Consider the following 18,610-nt stretch of genomic DNA (forward strand, 5'->3'; position numbering starts at 1 on the left):
CTTTTGTCGTCAAACTTATTTTTATTATGGACAGAAGAACCTTAGGCAACATACTTATCATCACACTTATTATCCTTTCAGGAACAGGATTACTACTATATTTCACTCCTTTTGAAAAGAGGGTTGCATCTCTACATACTTTCTTTGCTTTGCTATTTATTTTAGCAATGGTGCTTCATATAGTTAACAATAAATTACCCTTAAAAAACTATATAATTGGAAAGAGAGTTTCTAACCTGAAAAAACTACAAGCTCCATTTATACTCATATTTTTCACTCTTATTTGCTCTTTAATTTATTTTGAAAACCCTTTGTTTAATACCGTATATAACTGGGGAAATCAACTCAGAAATGAGCAACTTGGAAAAACAGAAGAGACTTTTGATTATCAAATTATAGAATTGGATAAAACCATAGGAAATCACAAAATAAGTATCGAACTAAAAAAAGGGAACGCTTTTCAATATCCTTTATTTGCAGTTTGGGTCGAAGATTCCATAGGAAACTATATTGAAACCCTTTACATATCTAGGGTAATCTCATCAAGCACTTTTGATTATGGAAAAAAAGTTAATGACACTTGGCAACCAGCAAAACTCAGACGCCCTGAAGCTTTGCCTTATTGGTCTCATAAAAGAGGGGTCATAGAATCTGATGGCCTTTTTATTCCTTTAAATGGTTCTCCTGATTTAGATGCGGTTTCTGGAGCTACTCCAACAGGAAATTTTATCATCAAATCTAAAAGTGATTTAAATCGTCTTTCAAATTACAAAGTTTTAATAGAGATTAATCAATCTTATGATTGGAACGAATATTATACTAAAAACAAATTTCCTGACGATAAAATATATTCTGGATCTGGGCAAGTAGGGCAACCATCTTTAATTTATGCTACTGAAATTACCGAAAAAACAACTCATCAAATAATGAATTTAATTGGTCACGGACATCATTCAGGAAAAGATGCAAAGCTTTATACAGATGTATCAAATATAACCACTGCTAAAAACATTGCTGAAAGAATTATCTTGACGTTAGAATAATCAGCAAAGTTTAAGACCACATAATACAAAGGTTTAAAAAATTACTAAAAGAGCATAAACATAACACCAACTAAAATCAGTCACCAATAAACTACCCCTTTCTCTTTCATCCAATTATTTAAATAAACTTTATATCACTTATCCTTACACACCGATCGTCGGTATTCAATTCCCCAATTTGCCAATGTATCAATTAAAGGAGCTAGTGTTTTGCCATGTTCGGTAATAGTATATTCAACAGTGATGGGTTTGGTATTTTTAACCGTTCTGTTAACCAAGCGATTCATTTCTAAATCTTGCAATTCTTTCGATAGCATTTTCGATCCAATTCCATCTATTTCTCTCAACAAGTCCATAAACCCTAGTTTATTGCCTTCTATCAGCGTTCCTAAAATATGGAACTTCCATTTTCCAGATAATACACTCATTGCATCACTTATTGCTTGCATTCTAACCTGACAAATAGGTGTGTTGTTAATTACTGATTTTTTCACTGATGTAAACTCTATAATTTATTGTTTAAACACTAAGGTAGTTTCCTAGAGGAAAGTACTTTCCTTTAGGAAACTCATGCCAAATATACTAGTTATCTATCATAGTTTTGTTTTATAAAACAATTGTAAAACAAATAAGAACATGGTTAAAAATATTAATGTACTAATAGTATTTATTGCCTTGTTGAATCTTGCAGCTTGCAAAGGACAATCAAAAACAAACAACATGAAAGAACAAACATCGAACGCAAATCCGCTTTTATGCGATCCACAAACAGGAATGTGTGAAGTAGCAAATGATAGTACCGAAAATGCTACTATAAAAAAAGATCAACCTAACGAAAACAAGATAAAGGTGGTTTACTTTACCGACCCTATCTGTTCTTCTTGTTGGGCTATAGAGCCTCAATTAAGAAAATTAAAACTTGAATATGGGCAAAATCTTGAAATTGATTATAGAATGGGAGGTTTATTACCTGATTGGAGTTATAACAGTGGAGGAATAAGCAAACCTTCAGACGTTGCTCATCATTGGGACGAAGTTAGCGTTTATTACGATATACCTATTGATGGTGATGTATGGTTAGAAGATCCTTTAGATTCTTCTTATCCTCCTTCAATTGCTTTTAAAGCTGCTCAGTTACAAGGTAAAGACAAAGCTATTTTGTTTTTAAGGGAACTGCGAGAAATGGTATTCTTAAAAAAGAAAAACATTGCTAAATGGGAGCACATGGCTACTGCTGCTAAAAATGTGGGGCTTGATGTTGATTCATTAAAAACTGATTATGAAGGAAAAGCTAAACTATTATTTGAAGAAGATTTAAAATTAGCGAGAGCTTATAGAGTAAGAGGTTTTCCTACAATGTATTTTGAAGATAATTCTGGTAACCAAGAAATCGTATACGGTTCTAAAGCGTATGCTTTCTACGAAATGGCTATTTTAAAAATTCAACCTACAATTTCTAAAAGTGAATATGCTAAGGACTGGAAAACTTTATTCGCTAAATACAATTCACTTACTGTTAGAGAGTATTCAGAATTATCTGGGATTCCTAGAATACAAAGTGAACTATTATTAAATGACCTCATGAAAAAGGGATATTTAGAAAAAATTGCTACTAAAAATGGTGCTATGTGGGAGGTTAAAAAAATATAACTCCTAGCACTAAACATAAGCAATAGCAACCGCCCCCCAGATGAATGGTGTTTTATTTTAAACTACATCATTAATTCCGCTATTGCTTATGTATAAAAACAAAAGCGAAATTTTATAGTTTTATCATACAAGGCTTATAAAAAACCTTGCTCTTTCATCCAGTTATTAGAATAAATCTTATTCATATAACGAGAACCATGATCTGGTAAAATTACTACTACTACACTATTTTCATCAAAAAATCCATTATCGGCGTATTGTTGCGTAGCTTGTAAAGCTGCTCCTGAAGTATACCCTGCGAAAATTCCTTCTGCTTTTACTAACTCTCTGGCCTTTAAAGCAGCTTCTTTATCTGATACTTTTTCGTAAACGTCTACCACATCAAAATCTGTAGAAGTAGGTATTAAGTTCTTTCCTAATCCTTCTATTTTATACGGACTGATTTCATTTGCATCAAACTCACCAGTTTCGTGATATTTTTTAATTACAGACCCCATAGCGTCTACTCCTAAAATTTGAATATCTGGATTCTGTTCTTTTAAATATCGTGCAGTTCCAGAAATTGTACCTCCTGTTCCACTTGCTGCGACTACATGTGTTACTTTTCCTTCTGTTTGTTCCCAAATTTCTGGTCCTGTACTCTTGTAATGTGCTTCAATATTCAACTCATTAAAATACTGATTGATATAAATAGATCCTGGATTTTCTCTATGCAATCGTTTAGCTACTTCGTAATAAGAACGAGGATCGTCTGGAGTAACATTTGCAGGACATACATGCACTTCTGCCCCCATCGATTTTAGCATATCTATTTTATCTTGAGAAGACTTATCGCTTACTGCTAAAATACAACGATAACCTTTTACGATACTTATCATTGCTAATGAAAACCCTGTGTTACCAGAGGTTGTTTCTACAATAATATCTCCTTCTTTTACTATTCCTTTTTGTTCTGCCGTTTCTATGATATGTAACGCAATTCTATCTTTAGCAGAGTGCCCCGGATTAAAAGCTTCAACTTTTGCATAATATGTACCCGGTAAATCTTGGGTAATTCTATGCAGTTGAATCATGGGGGTTTGACCTACTAAATCTATTATTGAATTGGTTATACCTTGATGTCTCTTCATTATAGTCTTTAAATAAGAAAAAGTGTCATTACGAAAATTAGACACGAAAAATCTGTTGAGATTGTTCGTTGCTTTCGCAATGACACTTACACTCAATCGAGCGCAAAAATATAATTATTTTTTTAACTTACCTTCTAACATTAAAAAGAACGTATATTCTTCTGCAGTTTCTTTTAATGCATCGAACCTTCCTGAAGCTCCTCCATGGCCTGTTTCCATATTAGTATGTAAGAATAACATATTGTTATCAGTTTTTAACTCACGTAACTTCGCAACCCATTTCGCTGGCTCCCAGTACTGTACTTGACTATCATGTAAACCTGTAGTTACCAACATATTTGGATATGCTTTTGCTTCTACTTGATCGTATGGAGAATATGACTTAATATAATCGTAATATTCTTTATTATTAGGATTACCCCACTCATCATACTCACCTGTTGTTAATGGAATACTGTCATCTAACATCGTAGAAATTACATCTACAAATGGTACCGCAGCAATTATTCCATTATATAACTCTGGATTCATATTAATGATAGCTCCCATTAGTAGTCCTCCAGCAGAACCTCCCATTGCATACAAATGTTCTGGAGATGTATATCCTTGATCAATTAAATACTTAGAACAGTCAATGAAATCGGTAAATGTATTTTTCTTATTCAACATTTTACCATCTTCGTACCATTCACGTCCTAAATACTGGCTTCCTCTAATATGCGCTAATGCATATACAAATCCACGATCTAATAAACTTAAACGTGTTGTTGAAAATCCGTCATTAATTGTATATCCGTAAGAACCGTACGCATATTGTAAAATTGGCGTATTTTTATCAAGCTTAGTATCTTTATGGTGTACGATTGATAACGCTACTTTTTTACCATCACGAGCAGGCACCCAAATACGCTTACTTACATAATTGTTTTTATCAAACTTTCCTCCTAAAACTTCTTGTTCTTTTTTAACCTCTTTTGATCTGTCTTTCATATTGAAATCAATCACAGAGCTTGGAGTTGTCATTGAGTTATATGAATAACGGATTACCTCAGTATCAAATTCTGGATTTCCATATACTCCTGCTGAGTAAGTTTCTTCATCAAAAGGCAAATAATAGTCTTCTCCTCCATCCCATCGTTTGATACGGATCTTATTTAATCCTTCATTTCTTTCTTCTAAAACTAAATAATCTTTAAAAATTGAGAAGTCTTCAAATAACGTATCTTCTCTATGTGGAATTACATCTACCCAATTCTCTTTTCCTGGCTTATCTACAGGAGTTTTCATCAACTTAAAGTTGGTTGCTCCATCCTTATTGGTTTTAATGTAAAAATGATCTCCGTAGTGTGCTACTTCATATTCTAAATCACGCTCACGAGGTTGAATTATTTGTAATTCTCCATCAGGATTATTAGCATCTAATACATGGTACTCAGTTGAAACTGTACTGTAAGAACCAATTATGATATACTTTTTTGATTTTGATTTGGTAACAAAAGCTCCAAAAGTATCATCTTTTTCCTCATATACTAATTCATCTAAAGATGCATCTGAACCTAAAGTGTGTTTGTAAATCTTTGAAGAACGTAAGGTTACAGGGTCTTTTTTAGCATAAAACAATATTTTATTATCATTAGCCCAAACCGAACCTCCAGTGGTATTCTCAATAATATCTTTGTAAATTTTACCAGTTTCTAAGTTTTTAATTCTGATAAAATATTGTCTACGACTTACCGTATCTGTTGCAAAAGCCACCATTTTGTTATCTGGTGAAACATTTAACCCTCCTAACTGAAAATAATCATATCCTTTTGCTTCTTTATTCACATTAAACATGATCTCCTCTTCAGCCTCTAAGGTTTCTTTTTTACGACTATAAATTGGGTATTGCTGTCCTTTTTCATAACGAGTAATGTAAAAGTATCCATCCTTTTTATATGGTACTGACTCATCATCCTCTTTAATACGCCCTTTCATTTCTTGAAATAACTCTTCTTGAAACTCTTTGGTTTCTTTCGTCATTTCTTCATAATAAGCATTTTCTGCATTTAAATAATCGTATACTTTTTGGGTTTGTTCATCTTTAACTTTAGCATTCTTTTGCTCATCGGTTAAACGCATCCAAAAGTAATCATCGGTACGAACATCTCCATGTTTCTCTAACTTAGTCGGTTGCTTTTCAGCAACTGGGGCTTTGATATCTTTATTCATTTCTTGTTTTTTGCAAGAACCAAAAATAAGACTAAAAAACAAAGCCGGTAGCATTATTTTTTTCATTTTTTAAGTTGGTTTATATTTCCTGTGAAAATACTATTTTTGTTGTTAAACAAATCATAAAAACTGTACAACAATGTTTGGAGATATTTCTGGAATGATGGGTAAATTACAAGAAGCCCAACAAAAAGTAGAAGAGACAAAAAAGCGATTAGATACTGTTTTAATTGATGAAACAATTGCTGGAGGAAACGTAAAAGTTACAGTAACTGCTAATCGTGAAGTTAAAGCTATTACAGTAGATGAATCTTTGTTAGAAGACAAAGAAGAATTAGAAGACTATTTAATCTTAGCGCTAAACAAAGCATTAAAACGTGCTGGTGAAATTAACGAACAAGAATTGGCTGTTGCTGCTAAAAGCGGAATGCCAAATATTCCTGGAATGGATATGTTCAAATAATAACTTATGCCTTTACAATTAGAAGATTATATGTTACCCTGCTTAAACAAAAAATTCTTTGGAGTTGATTGTTTAGGTTGTGGTATCCAACGTGCTTTAAGTTTAGTTTTCCATGGAGAGTTTATAGCTGCTTTTAAAATGTATCCTGCTATATATACTTTACTGCTGTTAGCTATTGCTGTTAGTATTAACTTCTTCTATAAAGTAAAATATGCTCAAAAAATAATCAGTATATTGGCTATTATTAATATAATTATCATTGTGAGTAGTTATGTTATAAAAATGAATCAATTAATTTAAACTTTAGAAAAACTATGGAAAAACAAAAACTACCAAATTCAACTACTGCATTAGTTTTAGGTATATGCTCTATTGTAACTTGCTGTTGTTATGGAGTTATTGGGCTACCTTTAGGAATTATTGCTTTAGTTTTAGGTAACAAAGCTATTAAATTGAATAACGAAAACCCTGATATGTATGAGGGAGTAAAAAATGCCAATACTGGGAAAATACTTGGTATTGTTGGTATTATATTAAATGTTATTTTTATAGCTTACATTGTTTGGATTATTTCAATGATAGGAATGGATGCATTAGGAAATCCAGAATTATTACAAGAAAGATTACAAGAACTACAATAATTCTACATCAATAAAAAAATAAAAGAGCGACCAAAACGGTCGCTTTTTTTTATATCATTCCTTTAGCTTTAAACTCAAGGTATTTATTAATTACATTTACGGATAAATGTTGCGGCTTGGTTAAAATAGCATGTACAGCATTTTTCTCTAGTTCTTTTATCATCAAACGTTTTTCGTAAGCATATTTCTCTGCAATCGTTTTGTGATATACACTTTGCAAGTCTTCTGCATTTTCAGTGACTAAAGTATCTAATTCAGTGTTTTCAAAGAAAACTGTTACCAATAGGTGCTTCTTAGCTATCGCTTTTAAATAGGGTAATTGCCTTTTTAACGCCGATATATGTTCAAAATTAGTATATAAAATCAACAAACTACGTTGATTTATTTTTCGTTTAATGTTTGCATACAACAATGCAAAATTAGCATCTGAAAAGTCGGTAGTTATATTATACAACTCTTCGTTGATGACCGATAAATTAGTTTTCTTATTACTTGCTGCTACTATCTTTTCAACCTTTTTGGAAAAGGTAAGCATTCCTGCTTTATCATTTTTTAATAAAGCTATGTTTGAAAAAGCTAACGTTGAGTTAATTGCATAGTCTAGTAACTTTAATCCTTCAAAAGGCATTTTCATTACGCGTCCTAAGTCTATTATAGAGTAAATAGGTTGCGATTTTTCATCTTGATATTGATTCACCATTAACTCTGCTCTTTTAGCCGTAGCTTTCCAGTTTATGGTACGTACATCGTCACCAGGAATATAGTTTTTTATCTGCTCAAACTCCATGGTATGCCCTATTCGTCGTATTTTCTTCATGCCAAACTCCGTTAAGTTATTGTTCATAGCCAAAAACTCATACTTCTTCATTTGTATATACGACGGATATACTTTCACACTTTCTTCCGCAGAAAACAAATAACGTTTAGAAAACATTTGTAAAAAAGAAGACACGAATACATTTACTTTTCCAAATTTGTACTCTCCTCTTTCAACAGGCCTTACATTGTATGTATAAGTGGACTTCTCTCCAGGTTTCAAAGACATTCCATGTTCAAAATCTCTTTTTTGAAATTGTGCTGGCAATTCATCAATCAACGAAATAAAAACTTGAAACGGATAATTATTTTCAAGTGTAATTGCTATTTCATTATCATCAGAGTTCGACAGCTTTTCTGATGCAATTCTTTTCGCTGAAAATCCGTTTTTAAATCGATATAAAATAAGTACATCAATGCACATCACTATCACAAATAACCATACTAACATCCATGTTGCTGCATACAACGCAGGAAGCCAAAACGACAATAAAAACAATGCCGAAATTACGCTTATATAGATAAAAAAGCGATTGTGTACGTATAACGATTTAAAGAATTGTATCACTATCTTGGAACTTCTACAGATTGTACAATCATTTCAATAACCTTATCGGCAGTCATTCCTTCCATTTCGCGTTCAGGAGTTAACATAATTCTATGACGTAATACTGGATAAATACTCTTTTTTACATCTTCTGGAATTACAAAATCACGTCCGTTAATTGCCGCAAACGCTTTAGATGCCATCAATACTGCAATACTTGCTCTTGGCGAACCTCCTAAATACAAATGTGCATTGTTACGCGTGTTAGAAATGAGTTGCGCTATATATTTGATAATCTTTTCTTCTACCAACACCTCAAAAACCTTGTTTCTGTACTCTAATAATTCAGACTCAGTTAATACTGCTTCCACTTTAGTTTGTGGTAGTGCTCCTTTACGATCGTTATGAGCAGTGATTATTTGTATTTCTTCTTCTAAGTTAGGATATCCAACATTTATTTTAAACAAGAAACGGTCTAATTGGGCTTCTGGTAAAGCATAAGTTCCCTCTTGCTCTATTGGGTTTTGGGTTGCCAATACCATAAATGGTGGATTCATAACATAACGCTCACCATCCATCGTAATTTGTTTTTCTTCCATCACCTCAAACAACGCTGCTTGTGTTTTTGCAGGCGCTCTGTTAATCTCATCAATCAATACAATATTTGAGAAAATAGGTCCTTTTTTAAATTCAAAATCAGATGTTTTCATATTTAGTACCGAAGTTCCTAACACATCTGAAGGCATTAAATCTGGCGTAAATTGAATTCGGCTAAAATCAGTTGCAATGGTTTTTGCTAATAGTTTTGCTGTTACTGTTTTAGCAACTCCTGGCACACCTTCAATCAGCACATGTCCATCTGCTAGTAAAGAAACCAACAGTAATTCCATAAACTCTTCTTGCCCTACAATTACTTTTCCTAACTGTTCTTTTATTTTAATAACAGCTTCTTTTAATTTCGACAAGTCTACTCTGCTTGAAAATAGTTCGTTTGTTACTTCTGCTGGATTATTTTCTGTATTCATCCTACTCTTTTTTATATGCTTTAAAATCTTCAATAGCTTTATTCAACGCTACCAAATCTTCTTCGGTTATACTTGATTTTGATTGTATTTGCTGTACCTTTTTGAATAAAGCAACTACTTTTTCTTCTGAATTACCACTTCTGTTAGCAAGGTTTTTATAAAAACGCTCATCTATTTTTAAAGTTGATAATCTATATTTGATTCTGATATACTCCAAAAAATAGTTGATTTTATGTTCAGCTATATTTTTATGATCTGATTTTTCATAATACATATTGGCTATAGTACGTGTAAAAGCCAATGTTTGATTTTTTAATGGGGTAATTACAGGAATTAAGCGTTGATTACGTTTTCCTTTAAAAATAATAAAGAACAACACCCCTATCAATCCTATATAATATGCCCATTTTAACGATTTGGTTGACAGAATATAATGCATAGGTGAGGTTATTCTACTTTTTCCTGTTTTATAGTAGGTATCCCATAAAATGGCACTTCTACTATTAGAGCCTCCCCCAGCCCCCGTTTCATTTTTTTGCTGATTATTTAAGTACGATAACACATTAGCTACATATTCATAATTGCTATCTAACAACATATTGTAATTGGTAAATGCTTGCGGAAAGGTGTGCAAATAAAAGTTTCCCTCTCCATACTTTACTTTGATAAAGTTTGGCTTTTTACTGATGATAGAATCATTTTCATTCCTTACTACCAACTCACCTAAAACAGTTGTATTAAGAGTATCTACTTCAGAAAAGTACAGCTTTGAAAAATCTCTATCAAAATGATACTCTTTACCACCAAATATAGGATTACTCATTTTTTGATATGCTTTTTCTTCAAATGCCGAAGTAGTTAAATAACTTGTTTGAATCTGCAATGTATCTAAATGTATTCCATTTGTTGCTATAAATACATCATTCCCTCTATCTGTAAACTCTAAAAGCTGATTCAACTCATCTTTGTCAAAATTTACTTTATTATCAACAAAAAAGTACGTTCCATTATTCTTATCGTCTTTTAAATATATGTACGGATTTTGATAGACATCTTTTACTTCACTTTTTGGAAATAAACTTGACATTTCTTTATGCAGTACATATGTACCATACGGAATTTTATGTTTTGCTGCATAACTTGGATACCAATTGATTTCTTTAGGCTTTACAGACTCGACATAAAAAATACCGAGTACTATAAGCACCAACAAACCAATGTATATTTTTAGTTTCTTATCCAAATTAGTATATTTTAGCTAGCGTGTTTTTAAAATTACTTTCCGCTTGTAAGAATTTTTCTTTATCTATTGAAAACTCACCATACCACACATAATCATACAAGTAAGTTAACTTTTTAAAATCGCTATGCAATTGCTTTTTTGACGATAGTTCTTTTATATAATCTTCATTCGTTTTTTCTTGTTGCCAAGAGATAAAATCTTTATCAGACAGGTTTTTTAGCAATAGTAAATAGTAATAACGTATTGCTAACTGATAGTTCCCTTCTGAAATTGCTTTCTGAATTAACTTTGGTAAATCTTTATCTTTAATCAACTCCTCCTCTTCTGATAAGTGTACAATAGGTTTGTTTTTTTTACCATCAATAATATTACGTGCATTTACTTTTAAAAAGAATTTAATAATAAAGTACAACACTAATCCTGCAATTACATATGGTAACGCTTTTAAAACAACGCGTAAAAATCCTACTGCTGGAGTAATATCATCAAAAATATAAGAGAGAATTTTTATGATGGTTCGTTTTACCCAGTCCCATATCTTTTCTAAAATAGTAGGTTCTCTTTTTTCTACGATGTATATAAATTCATCTTTTTGCTTGTACTCTTCTATTTTTTGAGTATCAAACTTTTTTTGTTCAATAATAGTATCATCATACTGAACCTCTCTTTTTTCTTCCTGAGAAAAAACAGTGATTGAGCAAATAAAAAACGTTATGTAAAAAAGAAACTGCTTCAAAAGATTACTGTCCTATACTATCAATTCTTTCAATAGTTCCTGTAAGGTTCTTTCTTTCATTAATATCAAAATATAAAAGTACGTTGGTTATTAAAGTAATTGAATAAAACATTAGCTGACCTGCTATTGAAATAACATTTAAAATCAAGTAAATAGGATCTCCAAAAAATCCAAAAACTTGCGCTGGATCATCACTTCCTGAACCTATTCCTATACTTATTAATTGGTATATGGTTGCTGGTATTTGAAATACATACCCTAGAACACTTACTAAAATAGATACTACAAAAATCACCCCAAAAGTTTCCCAAAAATATCCACTTATAAAGTTGAAACATTTCCCTACTGCTCCAGAAGCTGTTTCATTTTCAAATACTAAAATTGAAGCACCTAAAGATAATGCTGGCCAAGTATAAAACATTGGTAATACACATAACATTGCACTGGCAAATAATATTAAACCTGCTAAAATACCAAACCCTGTAAACGACCAAAACTTAGCTTTTGTGTTGATTACAACGTCTTCTTGCCTAACTACTCCCTTATTATCTATGTATGATTTAATATAATACATACCTGCTAAGTTTATGTAAACGATAGCTACTAAATAAGCTATCATCATAATAAACACTGACCCCATCATTCCAACAACTGCACTTGTTTCTTGGCTAATTAACGAAGACATTGACATCATGTAATAAATCATAGAAGCTACTGCTATAACAATAGGTATTGCTGCTACTTTTAAAATGGTTAAAAAGAACTGTTTTCCTTCTAATCTTATAAACTTAAAAGCATCTGAAATAATATTTCCTAAATCTCTTTCTTTTTTAAACTCTACGTATTCTTTATGCATGGGTTTGTTGATTTTTATAAACTTTAACTGGGTAAATGACGTAATAAAATATGATTAATGCTAATGAGGTAACAATAATTAAAATTGCTAACCAATCGGGCATTTCTGTGTGACGGGTTACAAAACCTTCTAAAAATCCTGCTACAATAAAAAAAGGAATGGTACTTACCATTATTTTTAATCCGTCTTTCATACTTCTTTTAAACGATTCTAATCTTGAATAGGTTTTAGGAAACAGCAACCCATTACCTAGTACCAAACCTGCACAGCCTGCAATAACAATTACTGATATTTCTATAGTTCCGTGAATCCAAATGGTTCTTGACGATTCCCAGAACAATCCTTTATCATAAAAGAAATACAAAAACGAACCTAACATTATTCCGTTTTGCATCATAATATATAAGGTTCCAACCGAAAAAAGCATTCCTAAAACGAAGGCATACATTGCAACTCGTATATTATTGATGGTAATACCAATAAACATATCCACTTCATTAGCCTTTTTATAAACAGCCATTGGGTCTCCGTTTTCAATATTTTCCAAGGTCATGTTTACATAACCATCTCCTAAAATAAGGCGGACAAAATCAATATCAGTTGCAGCTGAAAAAGCTCCACAAATTGAGAAAAAAGCAAATACTAAAAACGCAATCAATAATTGTTTTTGGTAGCTATAAAACATCAAAGGAAATTCCGTTTTAAAAAAACTAACAAACCTGTTTTTGCTTTCTTTTTTAGTTTTATAAATTTTTTGATGAGCCGCAGAAGCTATCGAGTTTAAGTATATCACCGTATTTCCGTTCGGATAAAAGGTTTTGGCGTAACTTAAATCATCAGTCAACTCCACATATAAATCAGATAATTTATCTGGTGAAATAACTTTTTTGTTATACAGCGCATCTTCAAAAAGCTGCCACTTTTCTTTATTTTTATTTACAAAAGCAGCTTCTCTCATGTATTTAAAAAATTAAAGCATGTTTGTTGAGAAGTTTCTCTAATCATAGAATATTTTTATCTTCGCTAAACTAAAAAAAGTTGCATAAATATCAACAAAAAAAAGCGAAAAACTAGTTCATGGATAATTTTCAAATAGAAACAGCTCAAAACATTGCTATTAGTCAAAATGTAGCACACGTTACCACTCGTATCGGTTCTTATTTAATCGATGCCTTATTTATTGTTGGGTACTACATTATAATTGCGATTATAATAGGTATGTTAGATATACCCATGAGTATGGAATATATGAGTCTGTTTGTTTTATTAGGGCTTCCTGTATTCTTTTATAGTTTGCTTTTTGAAGTTTTAATGAACGGACAAACACCGGGTAAATACTTCAACCAAATAAGAGTGGTTAAGTTAGATGGTTCTAAACCTACTTTTGGAAGTTATTTAATTAGATGGTTGCTACGTTTTGTTGATTTCACCTTAGCTAGTGGTTCTGTTGCAGTTCTTACCATTTTATTAAACGGAAAAGGGCAACGTTTAGGAGATATTGCTGCAGGAACTACTGTAATATCTGAAAAGAAAAGAATTACTTTAAAAGATACTATTGCAAGCGATGTAGTCGATAACTACACCCCTACTTACTCGCAAGTTACTTTGTTAACAGACAACGATATTCATACCATTACAAGGGTATATAGAGATGCCATGAAGAAAAGAAATCATAAAGTAATTTTAAAACTACATACAAAAATTATTGAGTTAACAGGAATTACCACCGAGCAAAAACCTGCTCAATTTATAGATACTGTGATTAAAGATTATCATTATTACGCAAGGCAGTAAACCTAATCAAATTAATCTATGGGAGTATTTTTTGTGAAGTTATACTTTCATTCATCTTATAAAAACTTAATTATTATATCTTTGACATAAAAATTGATTTATATTCTTCTTAGTTTACTATTAATAATTTTTTACCAAGACTTAAAAGAAAGACAAGTATTTTTACTTGTTTTATTAACCGCTATAGTTGCTGGTTCATTAATCTATTTTAAAAACACCTTATTAAACATTTATCTTCTCAATATTTTGATAAACCTAATAATCTTATCAACTATATTAGTTATAATTTTTCTGTACTCTAAATTAAAACTTAAAAAATCATTTTTCTATTCTTTGGGGCTGGGAGATATACTGTTTTTCATTTTACTAAGTGTTAGTTTTCCTACAGTAACATTTTTGACTTTATTTTCCATATCGTTATTTTTTTCTCTCATTTTGTTTTTAACCTTAAAACCTAAACTAACTCAAAAAACAGTTCCTTTAGCTGGATTTCAAGCATTATTTCTATTTTTAATTTTATTTATAAATTTGGTGTTTGATATTGTTAACATCTATGCTTTCTAATGAAAAAGAAAAACTTTGATTTACCTACTGAATTATCACAGCTAATTCCCTCTGAACTGGCTTATGAATATAGAATAATCCCCATTAACACAGAGAAAAACAGTACTACCTTTTTAACTGATTCTAATAAAACAGAAAATCTAAAATCTGAGCTTCAAATAGTTTTAGGAAAAAGTATAATTTTAGAAGAAGAATTAACTAGCAATATTGATAGCTACTTACAAAAAAACTACAGAAAACGAAATCGAAAAAGCGCTGCTTCTTTACAATATTCAGAAGATTTTTTACTAAATATAATTCATGAAGCTAAAGAGATAGGCAGCAGTGATATACATTTTGAGTCATTTGAAAAACAAAAAAGAGTACGATTTAGAATTGATGGTAAGTTAATTGAAAAATATATTATTCCCGCCTCAGAATATCCCAAAATAATTAATCGCCTAAAAATTATGGCTAGCATGGATATTTCTGAAAAAAGGTTACCACAAGATGGACGCATCAACTTAACTACAAAGTCAGAAGATTTTGATATAAGAGTGTCTTCTTTACCAACGCTACAAGGAGAAAAACTTGTATTGCGTATTCTATCAAAAAATAATGTTGATATTCAGTTAAACAAGTTAGGTTTTACTATAGAAGAGTTAAAAACATATAAAAAAACAATAAAGAAACCTAATGGTATTATTTTAATTTCTGGTCCAACAGGCTCTGGTAAAACCACTACTCTTTATGCTACTTTAAAAGAATTAAACAAAGAAGATACCAATATTCTTACAATAGAAGACCCTGTAGAATACACATTAGAAGGGGTTAATCAAGTTCAATTAAAAGAAGATATAGGTTTAGATTTTTCAAGTACTTTAAAAACTTTTTTAAGGCAAGACCCAGATATAATCATGGTAGGAGAAATAAGAGATGTAGCTACTGCAAAGATGGCTATTAGAGCTGCTTTAACGGGCCATCTCGTACTATCAACAATACACACTAACTCTGCATGGGGAACTGTTTCTAGGTTAATAGATATGGGAGTACCTTCTTTTTTAATTGCAAGTACACTAAATATAAGCATCGCTCAACGATTGGTAAGAAAACTTTGTGATAATTGCAAAAAAGAAGAACAAACATCAGTAGATTCTAAATTACATAACATTTTAAAATCTCATTTTATAGCTGTTGGTTGTGAAGAATGTTATCAAACAGGATATAAAGGGAGAAAAGCTATATACGAAATTATACCTGCTACAAAAGAAATAATTTCATTTATTAAAAAAGAAGAATTAGAAATAGATACTTATTTAAAAGCTAATAAAATTAAAACACTACAAAATAATGCTATCGAACTAGTTAAAGAAGGAATTACTTCAATTGATGAAGTATATTCACTAATAATCTCGTAAAATGAAAAAGCAACACAAAACGTATACTTTAATTATTGCTGTTATTATTGTTTGGGGAGTAATTGGGTTTCAAATTTTCGGTTACTTAAATCCTAAGGAAGAAATATTGTTACCTACAACTAACAAACAAAGCATTGCTAGAAAAAAAATAAAGAAAAAGCAAAACTACATTATTAAAAAACACACAAGAGATCCATTTTTAGGTAAAACACTAACAAAACCTACGAAAAAAGGGAGGAAGAAAAAAGTAGCTGAACCAGTAAATTTTCCTCCTATTATTTATCATGGAATAATTGAAAGCAATAAAAGAAAATCTTTTATAATATCCATAAACGGGAATCAAAACATTTTAAAAATAGGGCAATCCACTAGTGATATAAAATTACTTTCTGGTAATAAAAAAGAAGTAAAAATTCATTACAAAGGGAACAACAAAGTAATTCCACTCAGTTAATAATGCTTAATAGGTTAACAAAAATAAAAGCGGGTGCTTTACAGTATGTTTTGGTAATTTCAGTTATCATTGCTATTATATTACTAACCTTCATCCTGTTAATTAACTTACAAAACAAACTATCTGTAAAGCACCTTTTCTACAAACAAGCCATTTTAAACGTTAATTACGGATTTGATTACTTATCAAATAAAGATATAGAATATAATCAAATCTTAACAAAACAATTTTCAGATAACATTAAAGAATCTACATTTATTTTAAAAAAAAAATGGGGTCTTTTCGAAATAGGATCTATTACATCTAAAGTAGGACAAGAATATTTTCAAAAACTAGGCCTTTTAGGATGGTGGCAAGATAAAAGAAAAGCTCTTTACCTTCAAGATAATAATACTCCGTTAGTTATGGTTGGAGATGCTAAAATAGTAGGCGATGTTTTTTTACCTAAAAGAGGTATCAAAACAGGAAATATTGGAGGTACTTCATTTTACAACAACAAACTAATTGAAGGAGTTAAACATACAAGCACTAATAAACTACCACAAATATCCAACTCTGCAGTAATAGAACAACTATTAAAACACTACTATTTAAATGACTCTATTCAAATCTTTGAGCTAGAAGAAAATCTTAATATCATACAATCATTTAATAAAAAAACATTTTTACACGAAACAACTTCCAGCATTTATCTTCAAAATATTTCTTTAAAAGGTAATATTATAGTGAGGTCTGATAGAAAAATAACAATTGCTGCTTCAGCTAAATTAAATGACATTATTCTTATTGCTCCTGAAATCGTCTTAGAAAAAAATGTAACAGGAAATTTTCAAGCTTTTGCTACCAAAACGATAACTGTTAATGAAAACTGTAAAATTAATTATCCATCCTCCTTGGTTCTTCTTTTAAAGAGTGATGAAGCTAAAAAAAATCAAAAAGAAAATAAAATAGAATTAAAACAAGGAGTCATCTTTAAAGGAGTGATGATATATAAAAAAGAAAATAGTGAACTACAACAAAGCAATTATAATCCTCAAATAATTATTAAAGAAGAAGCTATAGTTACAGGAGAAGTCTATTGTGAAGCTAACCTAGAACTACTTGGAGAAGTAAAAGGGATGGTAATAACAAAAAACTTTATAACCAACCAACAAGGAAGTACTTATATAAATCACATATTAAACGGTAAGATTAACGCAAATAAACTCCCTACACAATATGTAGGAATGAACTTAAACTCTAATAATCAAAATATAGCTAAATGGTTATATTAAAAAAAATAAAAGCATCGTCGTTGAATGAAGTAATAATAGCAACTATTGTTATTGTTTTAGTTTTTGGTATAGCTATAGCTATACTTAACAACATTATGCAAAATACAATTCGTAAGAATACTAAAGCGGCAAATTCAAAGCTAAGTGAAATAGTATATCAATATCAACATGCATTAATTAAACTTCCTTATAGCAATAATGAAGGAGATTGGTTAATTCATATTTCTAAACAAAACAATAATAATTTAAATGAAATTGAATTTGAAATAACCTCTAAAAAAACAAATACAACAGTTTCAAGAAAAATTATTGATTATGAAAAAAATTAAAGCTTTTACATTAACTGAGCTTCTTGTAGTAATGGTTGTATCAACTATAGTGATATCTTTAGCTTTTTTAGTATTAACAATGATTCAAAAACAAACACAAAGCATTAAAATCAACTTAAACAAAAAACAAACCATAGAAAATTTAGACAAGGTACTATGGAAAGATTTTAATGAAGCTAATACTGTTTTTTTTAAGAAAGAACTTCTTTCTTTTGAAAAAGAGTTAGATACCATAACATATACTTTTCAGGAAAAAGTAATTATCAGAAAAAAAGATAGCTTTTTAATTCAAACTAATAATAAAACTTTCTTTTTAGATGGTTTGAAAGTTATAAATGGGCCTATTGACGCCTTAAAATTAGAATTTGAAAACACTTACAATAATCAGAAATTATTTGTAAACAGAGTAAAAAGTGCTTCATTTTATATAAATTAAA

At 30.5% G+C, this 18,610-nt stretch carries 20 protein-coding genes; 11 read left to right on the forward strand and 9 right to left on the reverse strand.

Going from position 1 to position 18,610, the window contains the following annotated elements; genetic code table 11:
* The first annotated feature begins 26 nt into the window (after nucleotides 1-26).
* A complete protein-coding gene (locus tag C8N27_RS11040) occupies nucleotides 27-1,043 on the forward strand; it encodes a DUF4405 domain-containing protein (protein WP_121147419.1) in 1,017 nt (338 codons plus the stop codon).
* Nucleotides 1,044-1,177: 134 nt separating this feature from the next.
* Here the strand turns inward: C8N27_RS11040 and C8N27_RS11045 are convergent, their stop codons facing one another.
* Nucleotides 1,178-1,537, reverse strand: a complete 360-nt coding sequence (locus C8N27_RS11045) for a winged helix-turn-helix transcriptional regulator (protein ID WP_244174747.1) — start codon at nucleotides 1,535-1,537, stop codon at nucleotides 1,178-1,180.
* 226 nt (nucleotides 1,538-1,763) lie between these two features.
* On the opposite strand from C8N27_RS11045, the gene C8N27_RS11050 reads away from it, so the two are divergent.
* The gene (locus C8N27_RS11050; RefSeq protein WP_121147576.1) at nucleotides 1,764-2,693 is read left to right on the forward strand and encodes a DsbA family protein; all 930 of its coding nucleotides are present in this window, start codon (nucleotides 1,764-1,766) and stop codon (nucleotides 2,691-2,693) included.
* Between the two features lie 134 nt (nucleotides 2,694-2,827).
* Here the strand turns inward: C8N27_RS11050 and C8N27_RS11055 are convergent, their stop codons facing one another.
* Both C8N27_RS11055 and C8N27_RS11060 read right to left on the reverse strand, forming a co-directional pair.
* Nucleotides 2,828-3,823, reverse strand: coding sequence for a cysteate synthase (locus C8N27_RS11055; protein ID WP_121147421.1), 996 nt, complete (start codon nucleotides 3,821-3,823; stop codon nucleotides 2,828-2,830).
* Between the two features lie 114 nt (nucleotides 3,824-3,937).
* Nucleotides 3,938-6,034 (reverse strand): S9 family peptidase, encoded by a 2,097-nt coding sequence (locus C8N27_RS11060; protein WP_121147577.1) that lies wholly within the window; start codon nucleotides 6,032-6,034, stop codon nucleotides 3,938-3,940.
* Between the two features lie 139 nt (nucleotides 6,035-6,173).
* Between C8N27_RS11060 and C8N27_RS11065 the strand changes: the two genes are divergently transcribed.
* Genes C8N27_RS11065 through C8N27_RS11075 form a run of 3 tightly spaced genes read left to right on the forward strand, consistent with a single transcriptional unit; the run spans nucleotide 6,174 to nucleotide 7,138 of the window.
* Nucleotides 6,174-6,497: a YbaB/EbfC family nucleoid-associated protein gene (locus tag C8N27_RS11065; protein WP_121147422.1), complete on the forward strand. Its 324-nt coding sequence runs from the start codon at nucleotides 6,174-6,176 to the stop codon at nucleotides 6,495-6,497.
* Nucleotides 6,498-6,503: 6 nt separating this feature from the next.
* Nucleotides 6,504-6,797: a DUF2752 domain-containing protein gene (locus tag C8N27_RS11070; protein ID WP_237270938.1), complete on the forward strand. Its 294-nt coding sequence runs from the start codon at nucleotides 6,504-6,506 to the stop codon at nucleotides 6,795-6,797.
* A gap of 14 nt (nucleotides 6,798-6,811) precedes the next feature.
* Nucleotides 6,812-7,138, forward strand: a complete 327-nt coding sequence (locus tag C8N27_RS11075) for a CCC motif membrane protein (RefSeq protein ID WP_028892547.1) — start codon at nucleotides 6,812-6,814, stop codon at nucleotides 7,136-7,138.
* A 49-nt stretch (nucleotides 7,139-7,187) separates the two neighbouring features.
* Here the strand turns inward: C8N27_RS11075 and C8N27_RS11080 are convergent, their stop codons facing one another.
* From C8N27_RS11080 to C8N27_RS11105, 6 genes are read right to left on the reverse strand one after another with little or no spacing between them, the layout of a single operon-like run.
* Nucleotides 7,188-8,519: a DUF58 domain-containing protein gene (locus C8N27_RS11080; RefSeq protein WP_121147579.1), complete on the reverse strand. Its 1,332-nt coding sequence runs from the start codon at nucleotides 8,517-8,519 to the stop codon at nucleotides 7,188-7,190.
* 2 nt (nucleotides 8,520-8,521) lie between these two features.
* A complete protein-coding gene (locus tag C8N27_RS11085; RefSeq protein ID WP_099216073.1) occupies nucleotides 8,522-9,526 on the reverse strand; it encodes an AAA family ATPase in 1,005 nt (334 codons plus the stop codon).
* 1 nt (nucleotide 9,527) lies between these two features.
* Nucleotides 9,528-10,769 (reverse strand): DUF4350 domain-containing protein, encoded by a 1,242-nt coding sequence (locus C8N27_RS11090; RefSeq protein ID WP_121147423.1) that lies wholly within the window; start codon nucleotides 10,767-10,769, stop codon nucleotides 9,528-9,530.
* Nucleotide 10,770: 1 nt separating this feature from the next.
* Entirely contained in the window at nucleotides 10,771-11,505 is a 735-nt protein-coding gene (locus C8N27_RS11095) for a DUF4129 domain-containing protein (RefSeq protein ID WP_121147424.1), read from the reverse strand.
* 4 nt (nucleotides 11,506-11,509) lie between these two features.
* Nucleotides 11,510-12,361 carry a hypothetical protein gene (locus C8N27_RS11100; RefSeq protein WP_121147425.1) on the reverse strand — a complete coding sequence of 284 codons (852 nt, stop codon included), beginning with the start codon at nucleotides 12,359-12,361 and terminating at the stop codon, nucleotides 11,510-11,512.
* Nucleotides 12,354-13,319 carry a stage II sporulation protein M gene (locus C8N27_RS11105; RefSeq protein WP_121147426.1) on the reverse strand — a complete coding sequence of 322 codons (966 nt, stop codon included), beginning with the start codon at nucleotides 13,317-13,319 and terminating at the stop codon, nucleotides 12,354-12,356. Before C8N27_RS11105 ends, C8N27_RS11100 begins: the two co-directional genes overlap by 8 nt.
* 119 nt (nucleotides 13,320-13,438) lie before the next feature.
* Between C8N27_RS11105 and C8N27_RS11110 the strand changes: the two genes are divergently transcribed.
* The 6 genes from C8N27_RS11110 to C8N27_RS11135 all read left to right on the forward strand — a co-directional run bounded on the left by C8N27_RS11110 (nucleotide 13,439) and on the right by C8N27_RS11135 (nucleotide 18,609).
* Nucleotides 13,439-14,155: an RDD family protein gene (locus tag C8N27_RS11110; RefSeq protein WP_121147427.1), complete on the forward strand. Its 717-nt coding sequence runs from the start codon at nucleotides 13,439-13,441 to the stop codon at nucleotides 14,153-14,155.
* Between the two features lie 563 nt (nucleotides 14,156-14,718).
* Nucleotides 14,719-16,116 carry a GspE/PulE family protein gene (locus tag C8N27_RS11115; protein WP_121147428.1) on the forward strand — a complete coding sequence of 466 codons (1,398 nt, stop codon included), beginning with the start codon at nucleotides 14,719-14,721 and terminating at the stop codon, nucleotides 16,114-16,116.
* Nucleotide 16,117: 1 nt separating this feature from the next.
* Complete coding sequence (locus tag C8N27_RS11120) at nucleotides 16,118-16,570, forward strand: hypothetical protein (RefSeq protein WP_121147429.1); 453 nt, start codon at nucleotides 16,118-16,120, stop codon at nucleotides 16,568-16,570.
* A 2-nt stretch (nucleotides 16,571-16,572) separates the two neighbouring features.
* Nucleotides 16,573-17,844 (forward strand): hypothetical protein, encoded by a 1,272-nt coding sequence (locus C8N27_RS11125; RefSeq protein ID WP_121147430.1) that lies wholly within the window; start codon nucleotides 16,573-16,575, stop codon nucleotides 17,842-17,844.
* On the forward strand, nucleotides 17,832-18,173 hold the full coding sequence (locus C8N27_RS11130) for a hypothetical protein (RefSeq protein ID WP_121147431.1): 342 nt from the start codon (nucleotides 17,832-17,834) through the stop codon (nucleotides 18,171-18,173). Before C8N27_RS11125 ends, C8N27_RS11130 begins: the two co-directional genes overlap by 13 nt.
* Nucleotides 18,160-18,609: a PulJ/GspJ family protein gene (locus tag C8N27_RS11135; RefSeq protein WP_121147432.1), complete on the forward strand. Its 450-nt coding sequence runs from the start codon at nucleotides 18,160-18,162 to the stop codon at nucleotides 18,607-18,609. The genes C8N27_RS11130 and C8N27_RS11135 overlap by 14 nt, the downstream gene beginning before the upstream one ends.
* The last annotated feature ends 1 nt before the right edge of the window (nucleotide 18,610 follow it).

Source organism: Tenacibaculum discolor, from assembly GCF_003664185.1.
In the GTDB taxonomy this organism is placed as follows: Bacteria; Bacteroidota; Bacteroidia; order Flavobacteriales; family Flavobacteriaceae; genus Polaribacter; species Polaribacter discolor.

Coding starts and splice junctions, on each gene's coding strand:
- C8N27_RS11040 (WP_121147419.1), top strand. CDS start 27: ATGGACAGAAGAACCTTAGGCAACATACTTATCATCACACTTATTATC.
- C8N27_RS11050 (WP_121147576.1), top strand. CDS start 1,764: ATGAAAGAACAAACATCGAACGCAAATCCGCTTTTATGCGATCCACAA.
- C8N27_RS11055 (WP_121147421.1), bottom strand. CDS start 3,823: ATGAAGAGACATCAAGGTATAACCAATTCAATAATAGATTTAGTAGGT.
- C8N27_RS11060 (WP_121147577.1), bottom strand. CDS start 6,034: ATGAATAAAGATATCAAAGCCCCAGTTGCTGAAAAGCAACCGACTAAG.
- C8N27_RS11065 (WP_121147422.1), top strand. CDS start 6,174: ATGTTTGGAGATATTTCTGGAATGATGGGTAAATTACAAGAAGCCCAA.
- C8N27_RS11070 (WP_237270938.1), top strand. CDS start 6,504: ATGCCTTTACAATTAGAAGATTATATGTTACCCTGCTTAAACAAAAAA.
- C8N27_RS11075 (WP_028892547.1), top strand. CDS start 6,812: ATGGAAAAACAAAAACTACCAAATTCAACTACTGCATTAGTTTTAGGT.
- C8N27_RS11085 (WP_099216073.1), bottom strand. CDS start 9,526: ATGAATACAGAAAATAATCCAGCAGAAGTAACAAACGAACTATTTTCA.
- C8N27_RS11100 (WP_121147425.1), bottom strand. CDS start 12,361: ATGCATAAAGAATACGTAGAGTTTAAAAAAGAAAGAGATTTAGGAAAT.
- C8N27_RS11105 (WP_121147426.1), bottom strand. CDS start 13,319: ATGAGAGAAGCTGCTTTTGTAAATAAAAATAAAGAAAAGTGGCAGCTT.
- C8N27_RS11110 (WP_121147427.1), top strand. CDS start 13,439: ATGGATAATTTTCAAATAGAAACAGCTCAAAACATTGCTATTAGTCAA.
- C8N27_RS11115 (WP_121147428.1), top strand. CDS start 14,719: ATGAAAAAGAAAAACTTTGATTTACCTACTGAATTATCACAGCTAATT.
- C8N27_RS11120 (WP_121147429.1), top strand. CDS start 16,118: ATGAAAAAGCAACACAAAACGTATACTTTAATTATTGCTGTTATTATT.
- C8N27_RS11125 (WP_121147430.1), top strand. CDS start 16,573: ATGCTTAATAGGTTAACAAAAATAAAAGCGGGTGCTTTACAGTATGTT.
- C8N27_RS11130 (WP_121147431.1), top strand. CDS start 17,832: ATGGTTATATTAAAAAAAATAAAAGCATCGTCGTTGAATGAAGTAATA.
- C8N27_RS11135 (WP_121147432.1), top strand. CDS start 18,160: ATGAAAAAAATTAAAGCTTTTACATTAACTGAGCTTCTTGTAGTAATG.